Annotated in this window: 24 protein-coding genes; 12 read left to right on the top strand and 12 right to left on the bottom strand. The window is 62.1% G+C overall.

All coding sequences use genetic code 11. The features are described from left to right. Positions 1-79 precede the first annotated feature (79 nt). Positions 80-1,195 carry an AI-2E family transporter gene (locus ACFSNN_RS34640; RefSeq protein ID WP_208949475.1) on the bottom strand — a complete coding sequence of 372 codons (1,116 nt, stop codon included), beginning with the start codon at positions 1,193-1,195 and terminating at the stop codon, positions 80-82. A 270-nt stretch (positions 1,196-1,465) separates the two neighbouring features. On the opposite strand from ACFSNN_RS34640, the gene ACFSNN_RS34635 reads away from it, so the two are divergent. The 4 genes from ACFSNN_RS34635 to ACFSNN_RS34620 all read left to right on the top strand — a co-directional run bounded on the left by ACFSNN_RS34635 (position 1,466) and on the right by ACFSNN_RS34620 (position 5,403). Next, entirely contained in the window at positions 1,466-2,680 is a 1,215-nt protein-coding gene (locus tag ACFSNN_RS34635) for a DUF2863 family protein (RefSeq protein WP_134456640.1), read from the top strand. Between the two features lie 234 nt (positions 2,681-2,914). Continuing rightward, positions 2,915-3,793 carry a response regulator transcription factor gene (locus ACFSNN_RS34630; RefSeq protein ID WP_134456641.1) on the top strand — a complete coding sequence of 293 codons (879 nt, stop codon included), beginning with the start codon at positions 2,915-2,917 and terminating at the stop codon, positions 3,791-3,793. Positions 3,794-3,905: 112 nt separating this feature from the next. After that, on the top strand, positions 3,906-4,580 hold the full coding sequence (locus ACFSNN_RS34625) for an energy-coupling factor ABC transporter permease (RefSeq protein ID WP_134458932.1): 675 nt from the start codon (positions 3,906-3,908) through the stop codon (positions 4,578-4,580). Between the two features lie 166 nt (positions 4,581-4,746). Further along, positions 4,747-5,403: a BspC domain-containing protein gene (locus ACFSNN_RS34620; RefSeq protein ID WP_134456642.1), complete on the top strand. Its 657-nt coding sequence runs from the start codon at positions 4,747-4,749 to the stop codon at positions 5,401-5,403. A gap of 111 nt (positions 5,404-5,514) precedes the next feature. Here the strand turns inward: ACFSNN_RS34620 and ACFSNN_RS34615 are convergent, their stop codons facing one another. Both ACFSNN_RS34615 and yaaA read right to left on the bottom strand, forming a co-directional pair. After that, positions 5,515-6,669 carry a M14 family metallopeptidase gene (locus ACFSNN_RS34615; RefSeq protein ID WP_134456643.1) on the bottom strand — a complete coding sequence of 385 codons (1,155 nt, stop codon included), beginning with the start codon at positions 6,667-6,669 and terminating at the stop codon, positions 5,515-5,517. Positions 6,670-6,702: 33 nt separating this feature from the next. After that, positions 6,703-7,485 (bottom strand): peroxide stress protein YaaA, encoded by a 783-nt coding sequence (yaaA, locus tag ACFSNN_RS34610; RefSeq protein ID WP_134456644.1) that lies wholly within the window; start codon positions 7,483-7,485, stop codon positions 6,703-6,705. 57 nt (positions 7,486-7,542) lie between these two features. On the opposite strand from yaaA, the gene ACFSNN_RS34605 reads away from it, so the two are divergent. Continuing rightward, complete coding sequence (locus tag ACFSNN_RS34605; RefSeq protein ID WP_134456645.1) at positions 7,543-8,040, top strand: putative toxin-antitoxin system toxin component, PIN family; 498 nt, start codon at positions 7,543-7,545, stop codon at positions 8,038-8,040. A 142-nt stretch (positions 8,041-8,182) separates the two neighbouring features. Further along, complete coding sequence (locus ACFSNN_RS34600) at positions 8,183-9,355, top strand: pyridoxal phosphate-dependent aminotransferase (protein ID WP_134456646.1); 1,173 nt, start codon at positions 8,183-8,185, stop codon at positions 9,353-9,355. Between the two features lie 106 nt (positions 9,356-9,461). Here the strand turns inward: ACFSNN_RS34600 and ACFSNN_RS34595 are convergent, their stop codons facing one another. Beyond that, positions 9,462-10,109 (bottom strand): glutathione S-transferase family protein, encoded by a 648-nt coding sequence (locus tag ACFSNN_RS34595; RefSeq protein WP_134456647.1) that lies wholly within the window; start codon positions 10,107-10,109, stop codon positions 9,462-9,464. Between the two features lie 126 nt (positions 10,110-10,235). Here ACFSNN_RS34595 and ACFSNN_RS34590 point away from each other — a divergent pair, with 126 nt between their 5' ends. From ACFSNN_RS34590 to ACFSNN_RS34565, 6 genes are all read left to right on the top strand, one after another. Further along, on the top strand, positions 10,236-11,801 hold the full coding sequence (locus ACFSNN_RS34590; RefSeq protein WP_134456648.1) for a 3-hydroxyacyl-CoA dehydrogenase: 1,566 nt from the start codon (positions 10,236-10,238) through the stop codon (positions 11,799-11,801). After that, positions 11,798-12,586 carry an oxepin-CoA hydrolase, alternative type gene (locus tag ACFSNN_RS34585; RefSeq protein WP_134456649.1) on the top strand — a complete coding sequence of 263 codons (789 nt, stop codon included), beginning with the start codon at positions 11,798-11,800 and terminating at the stop codon, positions 12,584-12,586. The genes ACFSNN_RS34590 and ACFSNN_RS34585 overlap by 4 nt, the downstream gene beginning before the upstream one ends. An 11-nt stretch (positions 12,587-12,597) precedes the next feature. After that, the gene (locus tag ACFSNN_RS34580) at positions 12,598-13,314 is read left to right on the top strand and encodes a histidine phosphatase family protein (protein ID WP_134456650.1); all 717 of its coding nucleotides are present in this window, start codon (positions 12,598-12,600) and stop codon (positions 13,312-13,314) included. Between the two features lie 21 nt (positions 13,315-13,335). After that, positions 13,336-14,442 carry a phosphotransferase gene (locus tag ACFSNN_RS34575; RefSeq protein ID WP_134456651.1) on the top strand — a complete coding sequence of 369 codons (1,107 nt, stop codon included), beginning with the start codon at positions 13,336-13,338 and terminating at the stop codon, positions 14,440-14,442. A 104-nt stretch (positions 14,443-14,546) separates the two neighbouring features. Next, positions 14,547-15,806 carry an acyl-CoA dehydrogenase family protein gene (locus ACFSNN_RS34570; protein ID WP_134456652.1) on the top strand — a complete coding sequence of 420 codons (1,260 nt, stop codon included), beginning with the start codon at positions 14,547-14,549 and terminating at the stop codon, positions 15,804-15,806. A 157-nt stretch (positions 15,807-15,963) separates the two neighbouring features. Beyond that, on the top strand, positions 15,964-16,665 hold the full coding sequence (locus ACFSNN_RS34565; RefSeq protein WP_134456653.1) for a glutathione binding-like protein: 702 nt from the start codon (positions 15,964-15,966) through the stop codon (positions 16,663-16,665). A gap of 89 nt (positions 16,666-16,754) precedes the next feature. On the opposite strand, the gene ACFSNN_RS34560 is transcribed toward ACFSNN_RS34565, so the two are convergent. From ACFSNN_RS34560 to ACFSNN_RS34525, 8 genes are all read right to left on the bottom strand, one after another. Further along, positions 16,755-17,231: a MaoC family dehydratase gene (locus ACFSNN_RS34560; protein WP_134456654.1), complete on the bottom strand. Its 477-nt coding sequence runs from the start codon at positions 17,229-17,231 to the stop codon at positions 16,755-16,757. Beyond that, positions 17,228-17,686: a MaoC family dehydratase gene (locus ACFSNN_RS34555; RefSeq protein WP_134456655.1), complete on the bottom strand. Its 459-nt coding sequence runs from the start codon at positions 17,684-17,686 to the stop codon at positions 17,228-17,230. The genes ACFSNN_RS34560 and ACFSNN_RS34555 overlap by 4 nt, the downstream gene beginning before the upstream one ends. A 35-nt stretch (positions 17,687-17,721) precedes the next feature. Then, on the bottom strand, positions 17,722-18,849 hold the full coding sequence (locus ACFSNN_RS34550) for an acyl-CoA dehydrogenase family protein (RefSeq protein WP_134456656.1): 1,128 nt from the start codon (positions 18,847-18,849) through the stop codon (positions 17,722-17,724). A gap of 10 nt (positions 18,850-18,859) precedes the next feature. After that, a complete protein-coding gene (locus ACFSNN_RS34545; protein WP_134456657.1) occupies positions 18,860-20,056 on the bottom strand; it encodes an acyl-CoA dehydrogenase family protein in 1,197 nt (398 codons plus the stop codon). 48 nt (positions 20,057-20,104) lie between these two features. After that, positions 20,105-20,530, bottom strand: coding sequence for a DUF1178 family protein (locus ACFSNN_RS34540; RefSeq protein ID WP_134456658.1), 426 nt, complete (start codon positions 20,528-20,530; stop codon positions 20,105-20,107). Positions 20,531-20,758: 228 nt separating this feature from the next. Further along, complete coding sequence (locus tag ACFSNN_RS34535) at positions 20,759-21,283, bottom strand: helix-turn-helix transcriptional regulator (protein WP_134456659.1); 525 nt, start codon at positions 21,281-21,283, stop codon at positions 20,759-20,761. A gap of 54 nt (positions 21,284-21,337) precedes the next feature. Next, complete coding sequence (locus ACFSNN_RS34530; RefSeq protein WP_106306779.1) at positions 21,338-21,583, bottom strand: hypothetical protein; 246 nt, start codon at positions 21,581-21,583, stop codon at positions 21,338-21,340. Positions 21,584-21,925: 342 nt separating this feature from the next. Further along, on the bottom strand, positions 21,926-22,510 hold the full coding sequence (locus ACFSNN_RS34525; protein WP_134456660.1) for an NUDIX domain-containing protein: 585 nt from the start codon (positions 22,508-22,510) through the stop codon (positions 21,926-21,928). Positions 22,511-22,534 lie beyond the last annotated feature (24 nt).

The following is a 22,534-nucleotide window of genomic DNA, read 5'->3' as shown; positions in this document are numbered from 1 at the left end:
GCGCCCCGTTGTCCGAAGCACGAAAGAGCGAGATTCTAGCGACCCACACCCCGCCTTGCAAGCGTTATCTGGAATTTATTCAAGGCACCTTTTTTACGGGGCCCGGTTCATCGACAGCAAGCGCCTTCACGTCGGGCGTCAAGGCGCGCGCAGCCGGCGCGCCGATCGTCCAGTCGTGGAGTACGGTATATGCGACCGCCAGCAAAGTCGGTCCGATGAAAACCCCTAGGAAGCCGAAAGCAAACGCACCGCCCAGGATACCTAGCATCACGAGGATCAGAGGCATGTCGCTATTCTTGCCGATCAGGATTGGCTTGATGACATTGTCCGACATGCCGACCGCCAGCACGCCCCACACCACCAGGAAGATCGCCCATCCCGTCGCGCCACCGTGGTACAGCCAGATTGCTGCAGGCAACCAGACGACAACAGGACCGCCCGGTATCACCGACAGGAAGAATGTCGCCAACCCGAGCAGCGCCGGCGCCGGAACTCCGGCGATCCAGCATCCGAAACCGGCCAAAATACCTTGCACGAGCGCCGTGCCGAGAATTCCGTAGACGACACCTTTCACCGTGCTGCCGGCCAGCGCCAGCAGATAATCGGCACGCTCGCCGGCAATACGCCGCATGCCCGCATTCAGCCAGGCAGCCGCGCCCTCTCCCCCTGTATAAAAGAAGAACGCCAGCACAATGCTCAACGCCAGCAGCCCGAGACCATGCGTGACAGCAATCGCGGCCGCCAGAATCCACTTGCCGGCAGGCGCCGCGAGCGTACGCAATTGTGCGATCAGTTCCGAATTGCTACTTGTGAGCCGCTCCCAGAATGCCTCGATGCTAGAACCCACCAGCGGAATTCGGGCAACCCACGGCGGCAAATCCGGCAAGCCGGCCTCGAAGAGCCGCTGCACCAGCGCGACGATCTCGTGCACGTGCGCCCCAAAGGCAAAGCCCGCGTAGACGAACGGTCCAAGCACCACAATCAGAATGATCAACACGATCAGCGTAGCGGCCCCTTTGCGACGGCCGCCCAAGGCTGCGGTCAGTCGCCGGTACAAGCCCCACGAGCTATAGCTGAGAATCGCGCCCCACAGCAGCGCGGTCGTGAAAGGCGCCAGCACCAGCAGCGAGCCGCCCACCAGAATAAGTAGCGCGAACACCGCGGCAAGACGTTCGATCAGTTGGTCCGATTTCACGATGAATCTCCTGTTGCGCCAAACGCCGATGTCGAGCGGACATAAGTTTGTAGAGCGCTCTTTGAAAGGGTCAGTATAGAAGCGAGGCATGCGCCCGGGGCGTCTTATATCATCAGGCCAGGTCGCGTGGCAAAGACCCGACGGGTCCGCTCAATAGTGCTGATTTTCCCTGCAGAAACGTCCTAATTCATCCGGCATTGCCGGCCAAACAATATGGCGCCATAGAAAAGACTAGAATATAAGGTTCTGTGCACCCCAATTTCCGGATTTATGCGCTCGCGAATCGCCAAACGTCTCCCCCCCGATGCCGACAAGCTTGTCGGTCTCTCGCTCGCGCTTTTCGCGTCGGGCAGCCGCACCGAGGACCGCTTCTGGGAAGCGAAACTCGACGCGCTGCTGGCCAAAATCGTCCGCAACGCCAACCAGACTACGCTGGACGCCGCGCTCGATCATCTGCAGCAAAATCATCCCGATGCCTACGGCGCGCTCGCCGATATGGCGGAAACCCATAGTGAATCGTTCATCGTCGAACACGAAGGCGTGCCTTACGAGGCGCTGCTGATCGCCGCGCCCGTGCTCGCGTGGACGCGCTACATGATCCCGGCCGGCCCGCTCAAGGCGGACGCCGCCGACGCCCTGCGCGCGCATCTGCAGGCGCATGTGCTCGCGGCCAACACGCGGGTCGCCATGGCGCCGTTCCTGTACAGCATCGATCAACTGCCGCGCCATCATGTCGAAACCTGGCGCATCGCCCAGCAACTCGCACAGGCAGCCATGGCCGGTGGCAACGCCAAACTGAATTTCGGCGAGTTGCCGGAAACCTCGCCGATTCTGGCCGACCCGCGCTTCCTGCTGGCCGTGGTCGCGGCGCCGGTCGGCGAACCCACATTCCGCTGGCAGGAAGAAGAACGCGGCAACCGGATCGAACGCGGGCAATGCCTTGAACAATGGGCTACGCAAGGTGGCGCCAATCTGTCGCTGGTGTTGCCGGGCTGCGAATTCGAGTGCCTGCTGCCAGACGCCTATTACTCGGCCTGCCGCGACGCCGACGAACGCGTGCGTCCTCACACGGTGCGCACTGCCGTGCGCTATCTATTCGACACGATCGGCGCGGCGCCGCAGGAGTTGCGCGCCGTCGTCGCAGGCTTCGGCGAGCGCCGCATCGACGAATACCGCGTCGGCTTCACGCGCCGCGGCAGCAATGATGTGATCTACGGCGTCGTGTGGCCGCTGTACGGCCGTGAAAACGGCGAACCCGGCATCGACGAAGAACCGCAGGAAACCGCCGCGTCGGACGATCCGCTCGAAGAAATCGTCGCGTTGCTCAAGGAAACCGGCGTGACCGAAGTGCGCCGCCATGCAGGCCGCTTCGAGCCGGAATATTGCGATGACTGCGGTGTACCGCTGTATGCCGATCCGCTCGGCGAAATCGTCCACGCCGAAATGCCGGAGGACGCGGAGCCCGCGCAGCCGCACTTCCATTGACCCTCCTCGCCGGCGCATTCTGCGCGTCGGCGTCGGCATAAAAAAGCCTCGCCTTGCGCGAGGCTTTTTTGTGCCCGTTCAGTTTTACGTCATTCCTCTTATGCCTTTTGGACAGGCCGTCAAACTGAAGGGAATTTGTCATCATAGGCATGGCGGCGCATCGCAAACGCATCCGGCTCTCACGCGCCGTGCGCACGCATCGCGCCACTTCGCCCGACTCATCTGGAGACATGCATGCGATTCTCGATACTCAACTCAGACGCCGAACGACGTGACGGGCTCAAAGCACTGCTGCGGCAAATCGACCGCCTGGCGCGTTTCAACGAGGCACAAGACTGGCGTCAGGTCGAACGCACGCTCAAGCGTCAGCGGCCCGATCTGCTTCTGGTCGACTGGCAGGACTGGATGTCGATCGCGGACGTTCGCCATCTGCTCAGCCATTACCCTGATCTGCGCATTGCCGTGCTCTCAGACCAGATCTCGCCGGCCGCCGTGCGAGATCTCATGGACGAAGGCGTGCTCGGCGTCGTGCCGCGCGACACCGATCCTTGCCTGATCGTGCGCGCGTTCGAAATGGTGCTGCTGGGCGGACACTACGTACCGCCTGGCGCGCTGGCGCTCGATCCTCCGCTGCCACCGGACATCACTATCCGGCCGTTCGACGAAAAGAGCCCGCCGCCGCGTCGCGCCAGACTGGCCAACGTACTGTCGCCCCGTCAGCAGCAGATCATGCGCTGCGTCCATATGGGGAGCACCAACAAGATGATCGCGCGCACGCTCGGCATCAGCGAGGGCACCGTCAAGATCCATCTGACCAGCATATTCCAACAGCTCGGCGCGCCGAATCGCGCGGCCGCGGTCGCGCTCTATAACGGCTGGCTGTCGAACCATTTGCAAGTGCTGCGCAATGGCGGCGACGGCCCGGTGCGCCCAATCATGGGCCAACCCGGCGTAGTGCCGTTACGGCGTCGCGCGCGGCGGCGCTTTCAGTATCCGTTGCCGGCTAACGACACCGCCGCATTGTTGCCCATGGCGGCAGAACCAGCCGCACCGTATGGCGACGCGCCGTCCGCCGGGCTCGCATCGGATCCGCTCGCACAAGGTCCTGCATGAACACAGCCGGCGCGCGCAATAGAATCCGGGCGAGCACCTTCCGGCAGCGTTTGCGCCTGCTGGCATGGAATCCGCTCACACCTTTTCTCGTCCAACGAGTAATATGAGACTCATGGGTTTCCTCTACACACCGCTTCCGTTCTGGGTCGCTGTCGGTGGCTGGATCGCCACTGCGATAGTGGTCGCGCTCGCGCTGTGGAAAAATCCTTTCAAACGACTTCAGGACGGCACACTGCAGCATGTCTGGCTTGCGATCATCGTCGCAGTCTCGGTGCTGTGGGCAAGCAATGCGTGGCTCGACGACGGCACTGTCATGCATCTGCTCGGCGCCACGTTAGTCGTCACGTTGTTCGACTGGGCGTTGGCGCTGATCGCCATGGCAGTGGTCACGGGTCTTGCCGCCGTAGTCTTCGACGCGCCATGGCAGGGCCTCGCACTTACGTTCCTCGTGTACGGCGCATTGCCGGTCGGCATTTCCACTTTGCTCCAGCGCATCAGCATCGCGTGGCTGCCACGCAATCTGTTCATGTTCATCCTCGGCCAGGGCTTTGTCTCGCCTGCCATCGCCGTATCGTTCACGGCAGCCGCCGCCCTCGGCATTCATATCGCGCTCGCCGACGGTTCGATGACCGTGGTGCCCGCCGGCTACGCGTTCAGCGTGTTCCTGCTTGCCACCGGGGAATCCTGGTTCACCGGCATGTCGACGGCTTTGATCGCGGTCTACCGTCCTGCGTGGGTCACCACTTATGATGTGCGGAGATACCGACTGGGCGGACCACGCACCTGACACTCACGCGGGCACCGGCGTACTAACGGTGATCAGCGACTCCGCCACGTCGAGCCGGCGTGCCCACACACTACCAACAGGACAAAATATTTGTGTCTGGATTGAACTCCGCCCTCTTGCCGTGCATCTTACGTGCCTCATGTCTGATTAGCGTCTAACTACCTAGATGGATCGCACCAACGTACCGCGCCGATTGCTGCGGATGGTCGGCCGGTTGGCAACATGTGCGGCGAGTCTCTCGCTCATATGCTCTGCTCCCGCATTTGCCGATCAACTCGAACAGCACAACGATCTCGTCAACAAATTTGTCAATGACCTGCACGCGGACCCGCTCGTTGCGGACTGCGCGGCTCATGGCAACTTTGTCGCCAGCACGTCGACCGCCTTCGACCATGTCGAATTTCCCCCTAGTTCGTTCGACAGCGCGCATGCGTCGGTCACGCCGTGGAACGATTCGTTCGACGAGGGCAAGCAGCGCGTCAAGGTAGACAATATTGTCACCGTCGAAGGGCTCGGCATCCGCCAGAGCGGCGGTGGCGATCCTGCCGATCTCAAATTCCGCTGCGGCTACGTCGGCGCACAGATGCTGGCGTTCAGCTGGAACGATCCGGTGCCGCCGGCCCGTGCGCGCAGCTCGGAACCTTCGGGATCGCGCGTATCGTCGGGCAAGCATAAGAGCGCTAAGGGCAAGCACTCGGCGAGCGGCAAGACAACGAAGAAAGCCACTACTAAGTCCACCAAACCGAGCTCGGGCAAATCGTCGCGAACAAGCTCGAACAAAGCAACTGCCAAGAAGGCGCCGGCGAAGAAGAAAACTCAATAGCGGCTCAAGCTTGCGGCAGTCACCCGCCAGCGCGGCAGATCAACCACGCGTCCCAATGAAAACGAGGCACACACCGTGAAGTGTGTGCCTCGTTTTCATGTGCGGCGGCGTTCAGGCAAATATTTCCACGTGCCGCAAGATCGCCTGCAGCATCGCCGCGCCGAGCGCGGCGCTGCGCTCGCCGTTCCAGCCCACTCGTTCGTCGGGCAGATTGGCGTTGTCTTTGAACGGCATCTCCAAAGTCAGCGACAGGCAGCCGAATTCGTTGCCGATATATTTCGACGCCAGCTTCAGTGCGTCCTCGCGATACTTGCTCGCAGCGTAGCCATACTTGTCCTGGAAATCAGGGCTTGCGTGCTTGAATGCTTCAATGAACGCTTTCTGCTCCTGCCCTTGCCGTTCGGTGAAACCGGGCAGCATTTCGGAGCCGGCCACGAACACATAGGGCAACGCCTCGTCGCCGTGGATATCGAAGAACAGATCGCAACCCGTGGCATGAATCGCGTCGCGCACCGCCAGCACCTCGGGGCTGCGCGCGGCATCCGGCTCCATCCATTCGCGATTCAGATTCGCGCCGGCGGCATTCGTGCGCAGATTGCCGTGCACGCTGCCGTCCGGATTCATGTTCGGCACGATGTAAAAGACCGCGTGATCGTAGAGCTTGCGCGCGACCGGGTCGCCCGCCCAATCGCCCCAACCCGCGAGCCGCTTCACGAGACCCTCGATAAACCATTCGGCCATCGTCTCGCCTGGATGCTGGCGCGCGATCAGCCAGATCTTCTTCTTGGGCGTGTCGCCAGTTTGCGGCGTGCCGAGCGTGAGCAGCGACATGGGCCGGCCTTCGACGGTCGTGCCCAACTCGGTGAGCGCGGCCTGCGGCATCTGCTGCACGGCGCCGAGAAACTCCGAATGACGCTCCTCGCTGTACGGCTCGAAGTACGCGTAGTAAATACGGTCGAAATCCGGCGTGTGATCGATCGTCAGCACGCGGCCGTCGTACGAGGTAGGCACGCGAAACCAGTTCACGCGGTCGTAGCTCGCCACTGCCTGATAGTCGCGCCAGCCCTCGGCAAAAGCGCACGCGGCCGCATTCTCGAAAGTCATCACGCAGCGTTCGCCCGCGGCGCCCGACAAGCGGAAATAAAACCATTGCGCGAACTCGGCATGGCTGTCCGGCCGCACGCGCAAGCGGATGTTGGCTGCTTCTTCGCAGGAGAGCACTTCGATCGCACCCGCGTCGAAGTTGCTTGTAATCGATAACGTCATGATGTTCTTCCCTGCTTGTCCACGCGGCGACGCTTATTCAGCGGCGCGACGGCGGAATACGTAAGTGGAATCGTTCGAGGCTTCGGCGTCGAACGCGTAGCCGTCGGCGTCGAAGTCCTTCAGGTGCTCAGGCCTGTCGATGCGGTTCTCCACGGCATAGCGCGCCATCAGTCCACGCGCGCGCTTTGCGTGGAAGCTGATGATCTTGTAGCGACCGCCCTTCCAGTCTTCGAAAACGGGCGTGATGATCGGCGCTTCGAGCAGCTTCGGCTTGACCGATTTGAAATATTCGCCCGATGCGCAATTCACCAGCACGCGCGACGCCACCGTGTTCTTCTTCAGTTGCGCATTCAACGCCTGCGTAATCCGCTCGCCCCAGAACGCGTACAGATCCTTGCCGCGCGGGTTAGAGAAACGCGTACCCATTTCGAGCCGGTACGGTTGCAGCAGATCGAGCGGACGCAGCAACCCGTACAGGCCGGACAACACGCGCACGTGATTCTGCGCATAGTCCAGATCCGCCGACGACAGCGTTTTCGCGTTGAAGCCCTCGTACACGTCGCCGTTGAACGCGAGCACCGCCTGCTTGGCGTTGTGCGTGCCGAACTTGGGCGACCACTCCGCGTACCGCTGGAAATTGAGGTGCGCGAGCTGATCCGAAATGTCCATCAAGGAAGCGATCTGCTGCGGCGACAAACGGCGCAATCCGCCGATCAATTCGGCCGCGTCGTCGACAAAATCGGGGATCGTGTGCTTTTTGACGTGAGGCGGGGTTTCGTAGTCGAGCGATTTCGCCGGCGACAGAACGATTATCATAGAGGCTTGCAGGCACGCCGTGCCTGGCGGTCAAAGACGAAAGCCAGATTGTAACGAATGCCCGGTTCCCATGCCTCACCCGACGCTTTGCGCGTCGTCCTCGATTCCAATGTGTGGATCGACATTCTCGTGTTCGACGACCCGCACACGCGGCCGATCGCGGCCGCGCTCGAAAGCGGCGCGCTGACCGCGCTGATCGACGCCCGCTGCCTCGCCGAACTGACCTACGTGCTCGACTATCCGCAATTCGTGCATCGCAATGTGGACAAGGCCGTGGCACTGGCGGTCGTCTCACGGCTCGCGCAGTTGGTCGAACCCGAGGCGCAAGCGGAAAATGCCAGGCCCTTGCCCAAATGCAAAGACCGCGACGACCAGAAGTTTCTCGAGCTCGCGCACGCCGCGCGGGCCGACTGGCTGGTCTCGAAGGACCGTGCCGTCTTGAAGCTGGCCAAGCGGATCGCGCGTGACTTCGGCTTTCAGATCGCCCAGCCGGCGCCGTTCGTTGCCGCCATCGGCATGTCCCTGAGCGCCACAGGCGAGCCCTTGAGCGCATGACCATTGAGCCGCATGGCCCTGGCTATACGGCTAACGTGAACTCCGCGGCGCGCACACGGCGCCGCGATTCCCTACAATCAGGCTTCGCCCGTTTCAAACGACGCCTTTGTCTAACTCATTTGCCCACGCTCCGGACAGCGCCATGAATGCACCGCACGACACGCCTTCGAGTCCCACGTTTCCGTCTCGCCTGCCGGACGTCGGCACGACGATTTTCACCGTGATGAGCGCGCTCGCCGCCGAAAAAGGCGCGGTGAATCTGGGTCAAGGCTTTCCCGATTTCAACTGCGATCCGCGGATCGTCGATGCGGTCGCGAACGCCATGCGCGAGGGCCACAACCAGTACCCGCCGATGAGCGGCGTCGCGCCGCTGCGTCAGGCGATCTCGGACAAGATCGAGAGCCTGTACGGCCGCCGCTACAACGCCACCACCGAAATCACCGTGACAGCGGGCGCGACGCAAGCGTTGCTGACCGCGATCCTCTGCACAGTCCACCCGGGCGACGAGGTGATCGTGGTCGAGCCGACCTACGACAGCTACCTGCCTTCCATCGAACTGGCCGGCGGCAAGCCGGTGTTCGTCACGCTCGACGCGCCCGACTACGCGATCCCGTTCGACAAGCTCGCTGCCGCGATCACGCCGAAAACGCGGCTGCTGCTGATCAACACGCCGCACAATCCGACCGGCACGGTCTGGCGCGCGGAAGACATGTGCAAGCTCGAGGAGATCGTGCGCGGCACTAACGTGCTGATCCTGTCGGACGAAGTGTATGAACACATGGTCTACGACGGCGCGCCGCACGAGAGCGTGGCGCGCTATCCGGAACTGGCGCAGCGCAGTTTCGTGGTGTCGAGCTTCGGCAAGACGTATCACGTAACGGGCTGGAAGGTCGGCTATGTAGCCGCACCCGCCGCGCTCACCGCCGAGTTCCGCAAGGTGCACCAGTTCAATGTGTTCACGGTGAACACACCGATGCAGATCGGCCTCGCCGACTACATGAAAGACCCCGCTCCCTATCTCGACCTGCCGGCGTTCTATCAGAAGAAGCGCGACTTCTTCCGCACCGGCCTCGCGAACTCACGCTTCAAGCTACTGCCGTGCACGGGCACGTACTTTCAGTGCGTCGACTATTCGGCGATCAGCGACTTGCCCGAAGCCGAATTCGCGCAATGGCTGACCGGCGAGATCGGCGTCGCGGCCATTCCGGTTTCGGCCTTCTATCACGAGGCCCATGAATCGGGTGTGGTGCGCTTCTGCTTTGCCAAGCAGGAAAGCACACTGGCCACCGCACTCGAGCGGCTGGCGCGCCTCTAGCATGTCCCGCGCGATGCCGCGAACGAACCAACGTTCCTCGCCATCGCGCGCAGCGGGCGAGGCGTGCGCGGCACGCCCCGGTTCGCCTGCTTCCGGGCAGCGCCCGTCAAGCCGGGCGCGACGCCGCGATATACGCCTTGCGGTCCTCAGTCACACGTTGCGCGGCCGGCCTCACGCTGATCTCTTTCACATAGCTCTTCCAGTCGATCCCGGCGTCGAGCAGAAAATCACTGCCGTAGATGGTCTGCGTCGCCATGCCCACCAGCGGCAAGCTCACATAGCCGGCCGTATCCGCGACGCTGAAGCGCTCGCCCCTCAGATACGGCCCGAACTTCGCGATCCGTTTGAAGCCGGCAATGTGATGCCTGAGCAGTTTCTCGACGCGCCCTTTGGTCGCCTCGGTCACGGTGCCGCCAAAGAATGCCTCCTTGTAGAGATTGCGCACAGTCAGTTCGAGATGCACGTCGACGAACATGATCAGTTCACGCTCCTTGGCCGCTTCCCAAGGGTCGGCGGAGAAAATCGCCTTATCGGGAAAACGCGCCGCCAGATACTCGACAATGCATTGCGATTCGCTCAGATCGCCGTCTTCAGTTTGGAGATAAGGCACTTTGCCGAGCGGCGAATGCTCGAGCATGGCCTCGTCCTGGCTGGGTTTCACGGACACTTCCTCGAACGGAATGCCGTGTTCGAGCAGCACGAACTTCACTTTGTTGTAATAGTTAGAGAGCGCGAAACCGCACAGCTTGATCATTGGGTGTCTCCTTCCTTCGAGTTGTATGCGACCGCTCGTCGACTTCACAGCAGCGGGCTTCGATCAATCATCCAGTAAATTGCACGATCGTGCTATTCTAAAATAACCATGGAGTCGAGCATTCCAATGACCTCTCGCAATTTCAGCATCGAGACTATCGGCATTGTCGGAACCGGAGCAATGGGCCGTGGTATCGCCCAGATCGCCGCGCTGGCCGGTCTCACCGTGCGCTTGTACGACACCAACCCCGCCGCGATCGGCGCCGCGCGCGACTACCTCGCCGAGACTTTCGCCAAATTGACCGCCAAAGGCAAGCTCGATCAGGCCCGCTCGCTTGCGGCACTTGCGAACGTGAGCGGTGCGCAGAACATCGGCGGGTTGGCTGGTTGTGATCTGGTTGTCGAGGCGATCGTCGAGAAACTCGACGTGAAGCAGGCGCTGTTCCGCGAACTCGAGACCGTCGTCAGTGGCCGTTGCGTGCTGGCGTCCAATACGTCGTCGCTATCCATCACGGCGATTGCCGCCGGCTGCAGTGACCCGTCGCGCGTGGTCGGCTATCACTTCTTCAATCCCGTGCCGTTGATGAAGGTCGTCGAAGTGATCGACGGTCTGCGCAGCGACCCCGCGGCAGGCGACGCGCTGATGAATCTCGCGCGCCGCATGGGACACACGCCGGTGCGCGCGAAAGATATGCCCGGCTTCATCGTGAATCACGCGGGCCGCGGCATGAATACCGAAGGCTTGCGCGTGGCCGGTGAAGGCGTGGCGAGCTTCGCCGACATCGACCGCATCATGCGCGAGCAGGCGGGCTTTCGCCTCGGCCCGTTCGAGCTGCTCGATCTAACGGCGCTGGACGTCTCGCATCCGGTGATGGAATCGATCTACCACCAGTTCTATGAAGAGCCGCGCTTCACGCCGTCGCCCATTACCGGCACGCGGCTCGCGGGCGGACTAATCGGCCGCAAGACGGGCGAAGGCTTTTATCGCTACGAAGACGGCAAGCAGCAAGTGCCCGCCGAGGCGCCCGCGCCGACAGGATTGCCGGCCAGCGTGTGGGTCAGCAAGCGTTATCCGCAGGCTCGTGACGCGGTCGTGCAACTCATCGAGAAAGCCGGCGTGAAGCTCGACGACGGCGCCACACCCGCGGCGAACTCGCTGATCGTCGTCACGCCGTTCGGCCACGACGCGACCACGGCCGCAGTCGATGAAGCGCTGGACGCAACCCGCGTCGTCGCAATCGATGCGCTCTTCCCGCTCGTCGGCGCGCAACGCCGCACGCTGATGACAACGCCTGCCACCACGCGCACCGCGCGTGACGAGGCGCATGCGCTCTTCGCGGCCGACGGCGTGCCCGTCACCGTGATCCGCGACTCGACCGGCTTTGTCGCGCAACGCGTGGTGGCGACCATCGTCAACATCGGCTGCGACATCGCGCAAAAACAGATCGCGACACCCGAAGACATCGATCTCGCCGTGACACTCGGCCTCGGCTACCCGCGCGGCCCGCTAGGTCTCGGCGACGCGCTCGGCTCGGCGACTATTCTCACGATCCTGCGCAACATGTTCAGTGTGCTTGGCGATCCGCGCTATCGTCCTTCGCCTTGGCTCGCGCGGCGAGCGCAACTAGGCATGTCGTTGACCCAACGCGATGCTGCCGACCTCGAAACGAAGACTCAGGAGACACAACAATGAGCGCCGAACTGCTGACCTCGCGCCCCACCGAAAGCGAATCGACGCTGGTCCTCACGCTCTCGAACCCCGGCGCACGCAACGCGCTGCATCCTGACATGTACGCCGCCGGCATAGAGGCGCTCGACTCGGTGGAACGCGACGCGTCGATTCGCGCCGTCGTGATCACCGGCGCGGACAACTTCTTCTGCGCGGGCGGCAATCTGAACCGCCTGCTGGAAAATCGCGCGAAAGATCCATCCGTGCAAGCGGAGAGCATCGATCTGCTCGGCGAATGGATCTCCGCGGTGCGTCTTTCGTCGAAGCCGGTGATCGCCGCAGTCGATGGCGCCGCCGCTGGCGCGGGCTTCTCGCTCGCGCTCGCGTGCGACCTGATCGTGGCCGCGGACGAAGCCAAATTCGTGATGTCGTATGCACGCGTCGGCCTGACGCCCGACGGTGGCGGCTCGTGGTTCCTCGCTCAAGCCCTGCCGCGTCAACTGGCCACCGAAGTGTTGATCGAAGGCAAACCGATCGGAGCCACACGTCTGCATGAGCTCGGTGTCGTCAACAAGCTGGCGAAGACCGGCGCCGTGCGCGACGCCGCAGTCGCCTGGGCCGACGAACTCGGCAAGATTTCGCCCAACTCGGTCGCGCGCATCAAGGGGTTGATCAGCGCCGCCGGCACGCAGCCGCTCGCCGATCATCTCGTGGCGGAGCGCGACAGCTTTGTCGCCTCGCTGCATCATCGCGAAGGGTTGGAAGGGATTTCCGCATTCCTCGAAAAACGCGCGCCGGTCTATAAGTGAACGAAGGGACGATGCCCGACTATCAACTGCCCAAGCGCCGCCGCATCTTTCTGATGCGTCACGGCGACGTGACCTATTTCGACGACTCCGGTCGCGCGATCGATCCCGAAACCGTGCCGCTGAATGCTAACGGCCGTGAGCAGGCCAGCGCGGCAGGCCGCGTGTTCGCCGAACAGCAGGTCCGCTTCGACCGGGTCATTGTGAGCGGCTTGCCGCGTACGATCGAAACCGCGCGGCGTGTGTTGGCCGAGACCGGCCAGCAGATCAAATTCGAAATCGAGCCCGCCTGGGAAGAGATTCGCGGCGGCAAGCTCAGCAATATTCCGCTGCAGGATATCGAGGCCGCGTTTCTCGGCGTGTTCGACGGCATCGTGCCGGAAAGCACACGGTTTCTCGACGGCGAGACTATCGGCGCGCTGTTCGATCGCGTCTTGCCCGCAGTCGCTGCGTTGCGCGAGGACACGTCGTGGGACACCGTGCTGCTCGTTCTGCATGGCGGCGTGAACCGGGCGATCCTGTCGCATGCGCTCACGGCCGGTGGCCGCACGTTCTTCGGCCATCTGGCGCAAGCCACCGGCTGCATCAACGCGCTCGACGTGGGCGCAGCGCCGCGCGACTGGGTCCTGCGCACGATCAACTATTCACCACCGTCGCCGCTGCATCGCGACGTCCGCAACACCACGATGGAAATGCTCTACGCACAATTCACCCAATACAAGCGTAGCTGAACCCCGAACTGGAGGAGACAGATGGTGCAAGCCACACAGACCGGCGAACCAGAACATCAACCGGATTATTCGGATTTCGAAGGCACGCGCCCCGTCAGCGAGCGGCAACGCTTCGACGCCGAGGCGCTCGCCGCCTGGCTGACCCAGCATGTCGATGGATTTTCCGGACCGCTCACGTTTGAACAATTCGCCGGCGGCCAGTCCAATCCGACGTTCAAGCTGCTCACGCCGTCCCGCTCGTATGTGATGCGCGCCAAACCGGGGCCGGCGGCGAAACTACTGCCGTCGGCGCACGCCGTCGAACGTGAATACCGCGTGATGCACGCGCTCGCCGACACCGACGTGCCGGTCGCGAAAATGCTCGCTTTGTGCGAGGACGAAAGCGTGATCGGCCGCGCGTTTTATGTCATGGAGTTCGTCGAGGGCCGCGTGCTGTGGGATCAATCGCTGCCCGGCATGACGCCCGCCGAACGCGCCGCCATCTACGACGAAATGAACCGCGTGATCGCGGCGCTGCACAGCGTCGACGTCGCGGCCGTGGGTCTCGCCGACTACGGCAAGCCAGGCAATTACTTCGCGCGCCAGATCGGCCGGTGGAGCAAGCAGTACATCGCCTCCGAGACCGAACCGATCGACGCAATGCAGCACCTGATCGAATGGCTGCCGCAGCACATGCCGGCCGAAACGGGCGAGCGCGCATCGGTCGTGCATGGCGACTATCGGCTCGACAACCTGATCTTTCATCCCGAGGAACCACGCGTACTTGCCGTGCTCGACTGGGAGTTGTCGACGCTCGGCGATCCGCTCGCCGACTTCGCGTATCACTGCATGGCGTGGCACGTCGACCCGGCGCAATTCCGTGGCATCGCAGGCCTCGATTGGGCGACCCTCGGCATTCCGGATGAGCAACAGTATGTCGCGCGTTATTGCCAACGTACCGGTTTCAAGATTCACGGCGACTGGAATTTCTACCTGGCGTACAACATGTTTCGCATCGCTGCGATCCTGCAGGGGATCATGAAACGCGTCGTCGACGGTACGGCAGCCAGCGCTCAGGCGCTCGACGCCGGCCGCCGCGCGAAGCCGATGGCCGAACTCGCCTGGCGCTATGCGCAGAAAGTGCGCTGACTGGTGTCGCGTGCTGAATCACGCGTCCGCTTGTGCGTCCGCTTGCACGTTCTGCCGCGCTTTGAACAAATGTCGTCCGTTACCCGTTATCCGCGAGGTCTTACATGAATTTCGACTACACCCCGAAGGTTCAAGCGTTGCGCGAGAAATTGCTCGCCTTCTTCGACGAGCACATCTATCCGAACGAGCAGGCGTTCTACGCGGAAATCGCACGCAATCGCCATAGCGGCAACGCGTGGCTGCCGACCGAACTGATCGAACAACTCAAACAGAAAGCGCGCGACGCCGGCTTGTGGAACCTGTTCCTGCCCGACTCCGTGCGCGGCGCCGGCCTGACGAATCTCGAATATGCGCCGTTGTGCGAGATCATGGGCCGCGTGCCTTGGGCGCCTGAAGTATTCAACTGCAATGCGCCCGACACCGGCAACATGGAAACAATCGAGCGCTACGGCAGCGACGACAACAAGCGTGCGTGGCTCGAACCGCTGCTGCAAGGTCAGATCCGTTCGGCGTTTCTGATGACGGAGCCTGAAGTGGCGTCGTCGGATGCGACCAATATCCAGACCAGCATCGTGCGCGACGGCGACTACTACGTGGTCAACGGCCACAAGTGGTGGTCGTCCGGCGCGGGCGATCCGCGCTGCAAGATCTATATCGTCATGGGCAAGACCGATCCGGAAGCACCGCGCCACCAGCAGCAGTCGATGATCCTCATTCCCGCCGACGGCACCGGCATCACCGTGCATCGGCCGCTCACCGTGTTCGGTTACGATGACGCGCCGCACGGGCACATGGAAATCACGCTCGAGAATGTGCGCGTGCCGGCCGGCAACATGCTGCTTGGCGAAGGCCGCGGCTTCGAGATCGCGCAGGGCCGGCTCGGGCCGGGACGCATTCATCACTGCATGCGTCTGATCGGTCTTGCTGAACGCGCGCTCGAACTCATGTCGAAACGTTCGCTGCAACGTGTCGCGTTCGGCAAACCGGTCGCCGCGCAAGGCGTCACGCAGGAACGTATCGCCGAAGCGCGCTGCATGATCGAACAGGCGCGTCTTCTCACGCTGAAAACGGCTTACATGATGGACACCGTCGGCAACAAGGGCGCGCGCGGCGAGATCGCGATGATCAAGGTCGTCGCGCCGAACATGGCGTGCCAGGTGATCGACTGGGCGATTCAGGCACACGGCGGCGGCGGTGTGAGCGACGACTTTCCGCTCGCGTATGCCTACGCGTCGGCGCGAACGCTGCGTTTCGCCGACGGTCCCGACGAGGTGCACCGCAACGCGATCGCCAAGCTCGAACTCGCGCGTTATATGGATGCGGGCGCGGCGGCTCGCGTGGAGACGCCGATCACGCGGGTTTGATGCCGAGCTGAGCAAGCCCAGCCCGGAAATTCAGCACGGCGCCGCGTGGTCGCGACCGACTCGCGACGCCGCAAGCAGCATCGCGCGATCTATGCTCTAATTTTCGTCAACAGCGGCGCCCTTCGAGGCGCCGCTTTCACGAGAGAAAGGAACTACGATGATCGATGTCTATAGCTGGGCAACCCCGAACGGCCACAAGATTCACATCATGCTCGAGGAGACGGGCCTCGCGTACAACGTGCACGGTGTGAATATCGGCGCGGGCGACCAGTTCAACCCCGAGTTTCTCGCCATCAGCCCGAACAACAAGATCCCGGCAATCGTCGATTCCGAAGGCCCCAAGGGCGCGGACGGCCGGCCATTCGCCCTGTTCGAATCCGGCGCGATTCTGATTTATCTCGCCGAGAAAACCGGCAAGTTTCTGCCGACCGATCCGGTTGCGCGCTATTCAACGCTGCAATGGCTGATGTTCCAGATGGGCGGCCTGGGTCCGATGCTCGGTCAAACGCACCACTTTCGCAACTACGCGCCGGAGCAGATCGAATACGCGGTCAACCGTTACACGAACGAGACCAAGCGCCTGTACGGCGTGATGGACACGCAACTCGGCAAGACGCAATATCTCGCGGGCAACGACTATACGATCGCGGACATCGCCGCCTTCCCGTGGACACGCTCGTGGCAAAACCAGGGCTTGGAACTCGACGCGTTTCCGAATGTGAAGCGCTGGCATGAAGAGATCGCCGCGCGTCCTGCGGTCGTGCGCGGTGTGGAAGTGCTGGCGTCCGCGCGTCAACCGCTCATGGACGACAAAGCCAAGGAAGTGTTGTTCGGTGCGACGCAATACGCGAAACATTGAATTCGCACTACGGCTGAATCTAAAACTGCTTCTGTAGAAAAGCGCGGGCCGGCATGAATGCCGCTCGCGCTTTATCTGCTACGCCGCGGCTAGAAATAATGCCGCGTGATGAACTCCGCGACACACACCGGCCGCTCACTGCCCTGCCGCTCCAGCTTCACGTTCCACACCACTTGCACGCCGTTGCTATCGACTTCCGTAACGGACTCGATCGCGAATTTAGCGCGCAACTGTGAGCCGACCGGCACCGGCGACGTAAACCTCACGCGATTCAATCCGTAATTGACGCCCATGCGCTGCTCGGGCGCGACCGTCTTACCGAGTAGCGCCGGGATCAACGATAGCGTCAGGAAACCGTGCGCCACGGGACCGCCGAACGGCGACTCGCGCCGCGCCCGCTCCGGATCGACGTGAATCCATTGATGGTCACCGGTCGCTTCGGCGAAACGATCGACGCTCGCCTGATCCACTATCAACCATTCGCTCACGAGCGGCTCGCCGCCCACCAGCGCGCCCAAAGCCGCAGCGCTGCGGAAAGTTGCGGCGGGCGCCGCGCTGCCCGTCATGACGCGGCGCCTGGATTGCGCAGCCCGAAAAGTCCCTTCGAGCGCACCGTGATCACCGTTTCGCCATGCTGATTGATGCCTTCCCACTGCGTCGACACGATGCCGCGATCCGGCTTGCTTTCCGAGATGCGCTTGTCGAGCACGGCGTTCATCATGGTGATCGTGTCGCCGACGCGCACCGGCTTCAACCAGCGGATATCGTCGATACCGGGTGAGCCCATCGACGTGGAACCCGCGAACGCGTTGCGCACCAGCATGCCCATCATGACCGAACAGGTATGCCAGCCACTCGCGACCAACCCGCGAAACGGCGACTCGGCGGCTGCGGCTTCATCGAGATGAAACGGCTGCGGATCGAACTTCTGTGCAAATTCAACGATCTCTTCGCGCGTGAACGTGTGCTTGCCGATTTCAATGCTTGTGCCGACTATCAAGTCTTCGTAACTCAAACCCATCGCCGCACCTCCTTGTATCCGATTCAAATGTCTGATCACGCTTCGGCAGCCACGAAGCCGGGGAGCGCGGCGAACCGCGCGAGATGGTGATCGACATCGCCCAACGTGGTTTCGATGATCGCAAGCCGCTTGAACAGATGCGCCGCGGCCACTTCGTTCGTGACGCCCATGCCGCCATGCAACTGAACCGCCTGCTGGCCAACGAAACGCGCGGCCTGACCGACCCGTGCCTTCGCGGCGGAAACCGCGCGGCGACGTTCGTCCGCATCCATGCTCGTGTAGCGCATCGCGGCCAGATACGTGACCGAGCGCGCCTGCTCGGCGTGGATCAACATCTCGACCATGCGATGCTGCAAGGCCTGAAACCGCGCGATCGGCTGGCCGAACTGCTGACGCGTCTTGGTGTAATCGACGGTGGCGAGGTTCAAGGCGTCGAGCGCGCCGATTGCCTCGGCACACAAGAGCACCGTGCCGTAATCCGCGATATGTTCGAGCGCGGCCGCACCGGCGTGCTTGCCGACAAGCCGGCGCGCGGGCGTGTTGTTGAATTCGAGTGTGGCGGCACGCTGGCCGTCGATCGTGCGGTAGTCCGTAATCTTGATGCCGGCTGCATTGCGCGCCACGACGAAGAGCGCGATCTCGCCGTCCAGCCGGGCCGGGACGACCCAGTGATCCGCTTGCGCGCCGTGCTGCACCACCGACTTCGTGCCTGTCAGCGTCAGTTGCCCGCCCTGACCGCTCGCGCTTGTTTCGACCGCAAACAGATCGTAACGTGCATGCGGCTCGTGAAATGCGACCGCCAGTTTGATCTCGCCCTGAGCAGCGCGTTCAAGCAGCGAAGCGTCTTCGCTTTGGTTGCTACCCGCGAGGCGCAATGCCTCGATGCCGACCGCAGTCGCCCAATAAGGCTCGACAACCAACGCGCGACCGAGTTCCTGCATGACCACCAGCATGTCAATCGGGCCGCCATTGAACCCGCCTTGCGCTTCCGGCACCGGCAACGCTGTCAGACCCAGTTCGGCAAACGCGGCCCAATGCGCGTCCGACACGCCAGTTTCCGATCGCACAATCGCCTGGCGTGCTTCGAATCCGTAGCTCTTGTCCAGATAGCGGCGCAGCGCGTCGGCGAATTGCTGCTGTTCGTCGTTGAAAGTGAAGTCCATGCGCCGCTCCTCAGAGTCCGAGAATCATCTGCGCGATGATGTTCTTTTGAATTTCGTTCGAGCCGCCGTAAATCGACGTCTTGCGGAAGTTGAAGTAATACGCGGCGAGAGGCGCGGCATCGTCGTCGCCGGCGAGGCTGTACTCTCGTTCACCTTCGAGAAACGGAACGTCGAACGGTGCGGCAAGCGGCCCGACTGCTTCGAACATCAGCTCGGTCAGCGCTTGCTGGACCTCCGTTCCCTTGATCTTCAGCATCGACGCTTCCGGTCCCGGTCCGCGTCCGCCTGTCTCATTGGCGACGACGCGTTGCACGGTGACTTCGAGCGCCATCAACTCGATCTCGAGGCTCGCGACTTTCGCGGCGAACACCGGGTCTTGCAGCAGCGGCTTGCCATTCTTTTTCTGATTCAGCGCAAGGCGTTTCAGGAAAACGAGTTCGCGCTTCGACTGGCCGACCCGCGCGATACCGGTGCGCTCGTGACCCAGCAGATATTTTGCGTAAGTCCAACCGCGATTCTCCTCGCCAACCAGATTGTCGACCGGCACCTTCACGTCTTCGAAAAAGACTTCGTTGACTTCGTGGTCTTCGTCGAGCGTAATGATCGGCCGCACGGTGATGCCCGGCGTTTTCATGTCGATCAGCAGAAACGAGATGCCCTCCTGCTTTTTCGCGCCGCTGTCCGTGCGCACCAGGCAGAACATCATGTCGGCGTATTGGCCGAGCGTTGTCCACGTTTTCTGACCGTTGACCACGTAATGGTCGCCGACGCGTTCGGCGCGTGTGCGCAGCGAGGCCAGATCCGAACCTGAACCCGGCTCGGAATAGCCCTGGCACCACCAGTCCGTACCGTCGAGAATGCGCGGCAAGTAGTGGCGCTTCTGCGCCTCGTTGCCATACTTCATCAGCACGGGCGCCACCATGGAAACGCCGAAAGGCAGCACGGACGGCGCACCGATGCGCGCGCACTCTTCGTCCCAGATATGCCGCTGGGTCGCATCCCAGCCCGGGCCGCCATATTCCTTCGGCCACGCGATTACCGACCAGCCACGCGTGCCGAGCAGCTTATGCCAGCCTGCGTAGTCTTCGCGGGCAAGACGCTTGTGATTGAGTACCTTGTCACTCAGTTCGCGTGGCAGATTCGCTTCGAGCCAGGCGCGGATGTCTGCGCGAAACGCGTTATCAGCGGCGGAATAGTCCAGATCCATATGTCGAGCCTCCTGGCCGCCACCACCCGCCGCCAGTGAGCCACTGCGCTATTGCAGCGGTTCCTTCAAGGCAGCCGGGACCGGCAGCGGCATCACTTCGATGCCTTCTTCAACCAAGGCTTTCGCGTCTTCCGGTGTCGTGACACCGCGAATATTGCGTGCGGGCGCTTCATTGTAGTGAATGCGCCGTGCTTCCTCGGCGAAGCGGTCGCCCACGTTCTCGGTCTTTTCCAGCACCTCGCGCAAGGCGCGCATTACACGCGCCTGCATTTCCCCTGCGCCCGCTGGCGCTTTCGTTTCGGTCGCACCCGACAGGTTCAGGCGCGGGGCCGACGGCAAACGGCTCACGTCGTTCGCACCGCAGATCGGACATTCGACGAGCTTGCGGGACTGCTGCGATTCGAAGTCATCAGCCGAAGCGAACCAGCCTTCGAACCGATGGCCATGCGGACACTGTAAATCGAGGACCTTCATGTGGAATCAGGGCTTGCGTGCCAGTTTAGCGCAAAACACAAATTTGTGAACGGTCGTTCGTAAATTTTTACGGACGAAGGTACCAACGCCGGAAGTCGCTGACAATTCGAACGCGGTGGGCGATTTTAACGCTTTGCGCACACGCTTGCCGGAGCTGCTCCGTGAGGCAACCAGGCCTGCCGATCACATACGCTTGCGCCGCTTCGCACGCTGCATGCCGCACCGTTTCTATGCGACAAGACGCTCCAGTTGACGGCCAAGCCGCGGCTCGAGTTCGCGTGCCTCTTTCGCGAGGTTGATCTGCTTGACCGCTCTCGCAATGTCGAACACGTCTGCCTTGATTTCATAGCCGCCGCGCGCAGCGAGCCAGTCAAGGACGTCCGACAGATGCCATACAGACGCACTGCCCTCGTGGACCGGCGGCGGAAAGTCGATCGCGTGACTCAGCATCAGCTTGCGCATGTTTTGCCGCGACACGCCGGCGACTTCGGCGACGTCGGTCAGGCCGACGAAATCGGGGCCGGCCTCGACAAGACGCGCGGATGGCACCACCTGCTTGATGTCCTGCAGAGCGCTGAGCAGCGCCTTGAATGCGGACGAGCCTTCGCGAGTGAAAAACAGCGCGATGCGGCCCGGTTGCCCGATACCGACGGTGGCGTCGTCGCACCCGGCTTCGCCCAGACGCTCGACGATCGCGTCAAGATCGCAGTCTTCAGCCGCGAGCCGGTACTTCAACGTGAACACATATTCCATAAATTACTCCTGCCTTCATTCAGTCCCACGGCTCTCGCCCAAAGAACGGATTTGCTACCGCCGCGCCGTGCAGTTGTCGACGATGCGCCGCAGATGTCTGGCGTGGTTGCCGGGATTCTTCGGCGTGCTCCAGACGCTCGATATGCAGAATTCGCCGCACCGGCATTCCGCGTCTTTATCAGGACAGTACATTTTTCCCCAAGCGTGACCTTTGCCACCGCCCTGAACACGCCAGCCATTTTTCTCGGCGTACGCCAACGCGGCCTCGACCTCTTTCTTAGAATGGGTTCCTCGAACCATCTAATGCCCTCCAATTTAGCGAGTGGCGAATTGGTTGTCAAGTGACAACTCGCTCGACACTCGAAATCAAATGCGCCAACCACAAGTTCGTCATCCGAAATAAAACGAAAAGTGGCAGTCGCTCTCAAAGGTCGATACTAGATGGACAAAGGCCGCGCGGCGAGACTGTCGAATGGCATAAGGCAAACGACGCACTTTTTGAGACGCCGGCCAACATGCCAGCGACTGCCCGATTTCGCACGCCTCGCAATGAGAAAAGCCCCTGCCGGTCTTAGACCAACAGGGGCTTTTCTCAGACTTTCTAAGCGGCACGCAGCGCATGCACCTTCTTCGTTGCCAGCGTTATTCGGGCTCAGCCAGCGGCCACGCGCCCGACAACACTTTCTCGAGCCAGAACGTGCCGATCACCGTCTTGACATCAGTGACCTTGCCGGTGCGCACCCACTCGGACATCTCCGGCACGGTCGCCGTGAACAGTTCGAGAAATTCGCCTTCGTCGAGTCTGCGCTCGCCGGCGGTCAAACCGCGCGCAAGGTAGATATCGATGAATTCGGTCGAGTAGGAAATAATCGGGTGAATGCGCGTCAAATAAACATACTCGCGCGCGGTATAACCCGTCTCTTCCCGCAACTCACGTATTGCGCAAGCCAGCGCGCCTTCGTTCGGATCGAGCTTGCCGGCCGGATACTCGACCATGACCTTGCCCATCGGATAGCGATACTGGCTTTCGAGCAGCACGCGGCCGTCGTCGAATAATGGAATCACCATCACGGCGCCGGAATGCTGAACATATTCGCGCGTGGCGTGCTTACCATCCGGCAGGCGAACGGTATCGCATTTGAGCGTCAGAAACGGTCCCTTGTGGATCGTTTTGCTCTCGATGCAGGTCTCTTTGAGCGCGGCGTCGTGATCGGGAAGTTCAGCCATATGCGGACCTTGGGGACAGGGTGC

This window comes from Paraburkholderia dipogonis, from assembly GCF_042680985.1.
Lineage (GTDB): Bacteria > Pseudomonadota > Gammaproteobacteria > Burkholderiales > Burkholderiaceae > Paraburkholderia > Paraburkholderia phytofirmans.
Note: the sequence above shows the minus strand (reverse complement) of the source record. Positions and strands in the feature narration are given on the sequence as shown.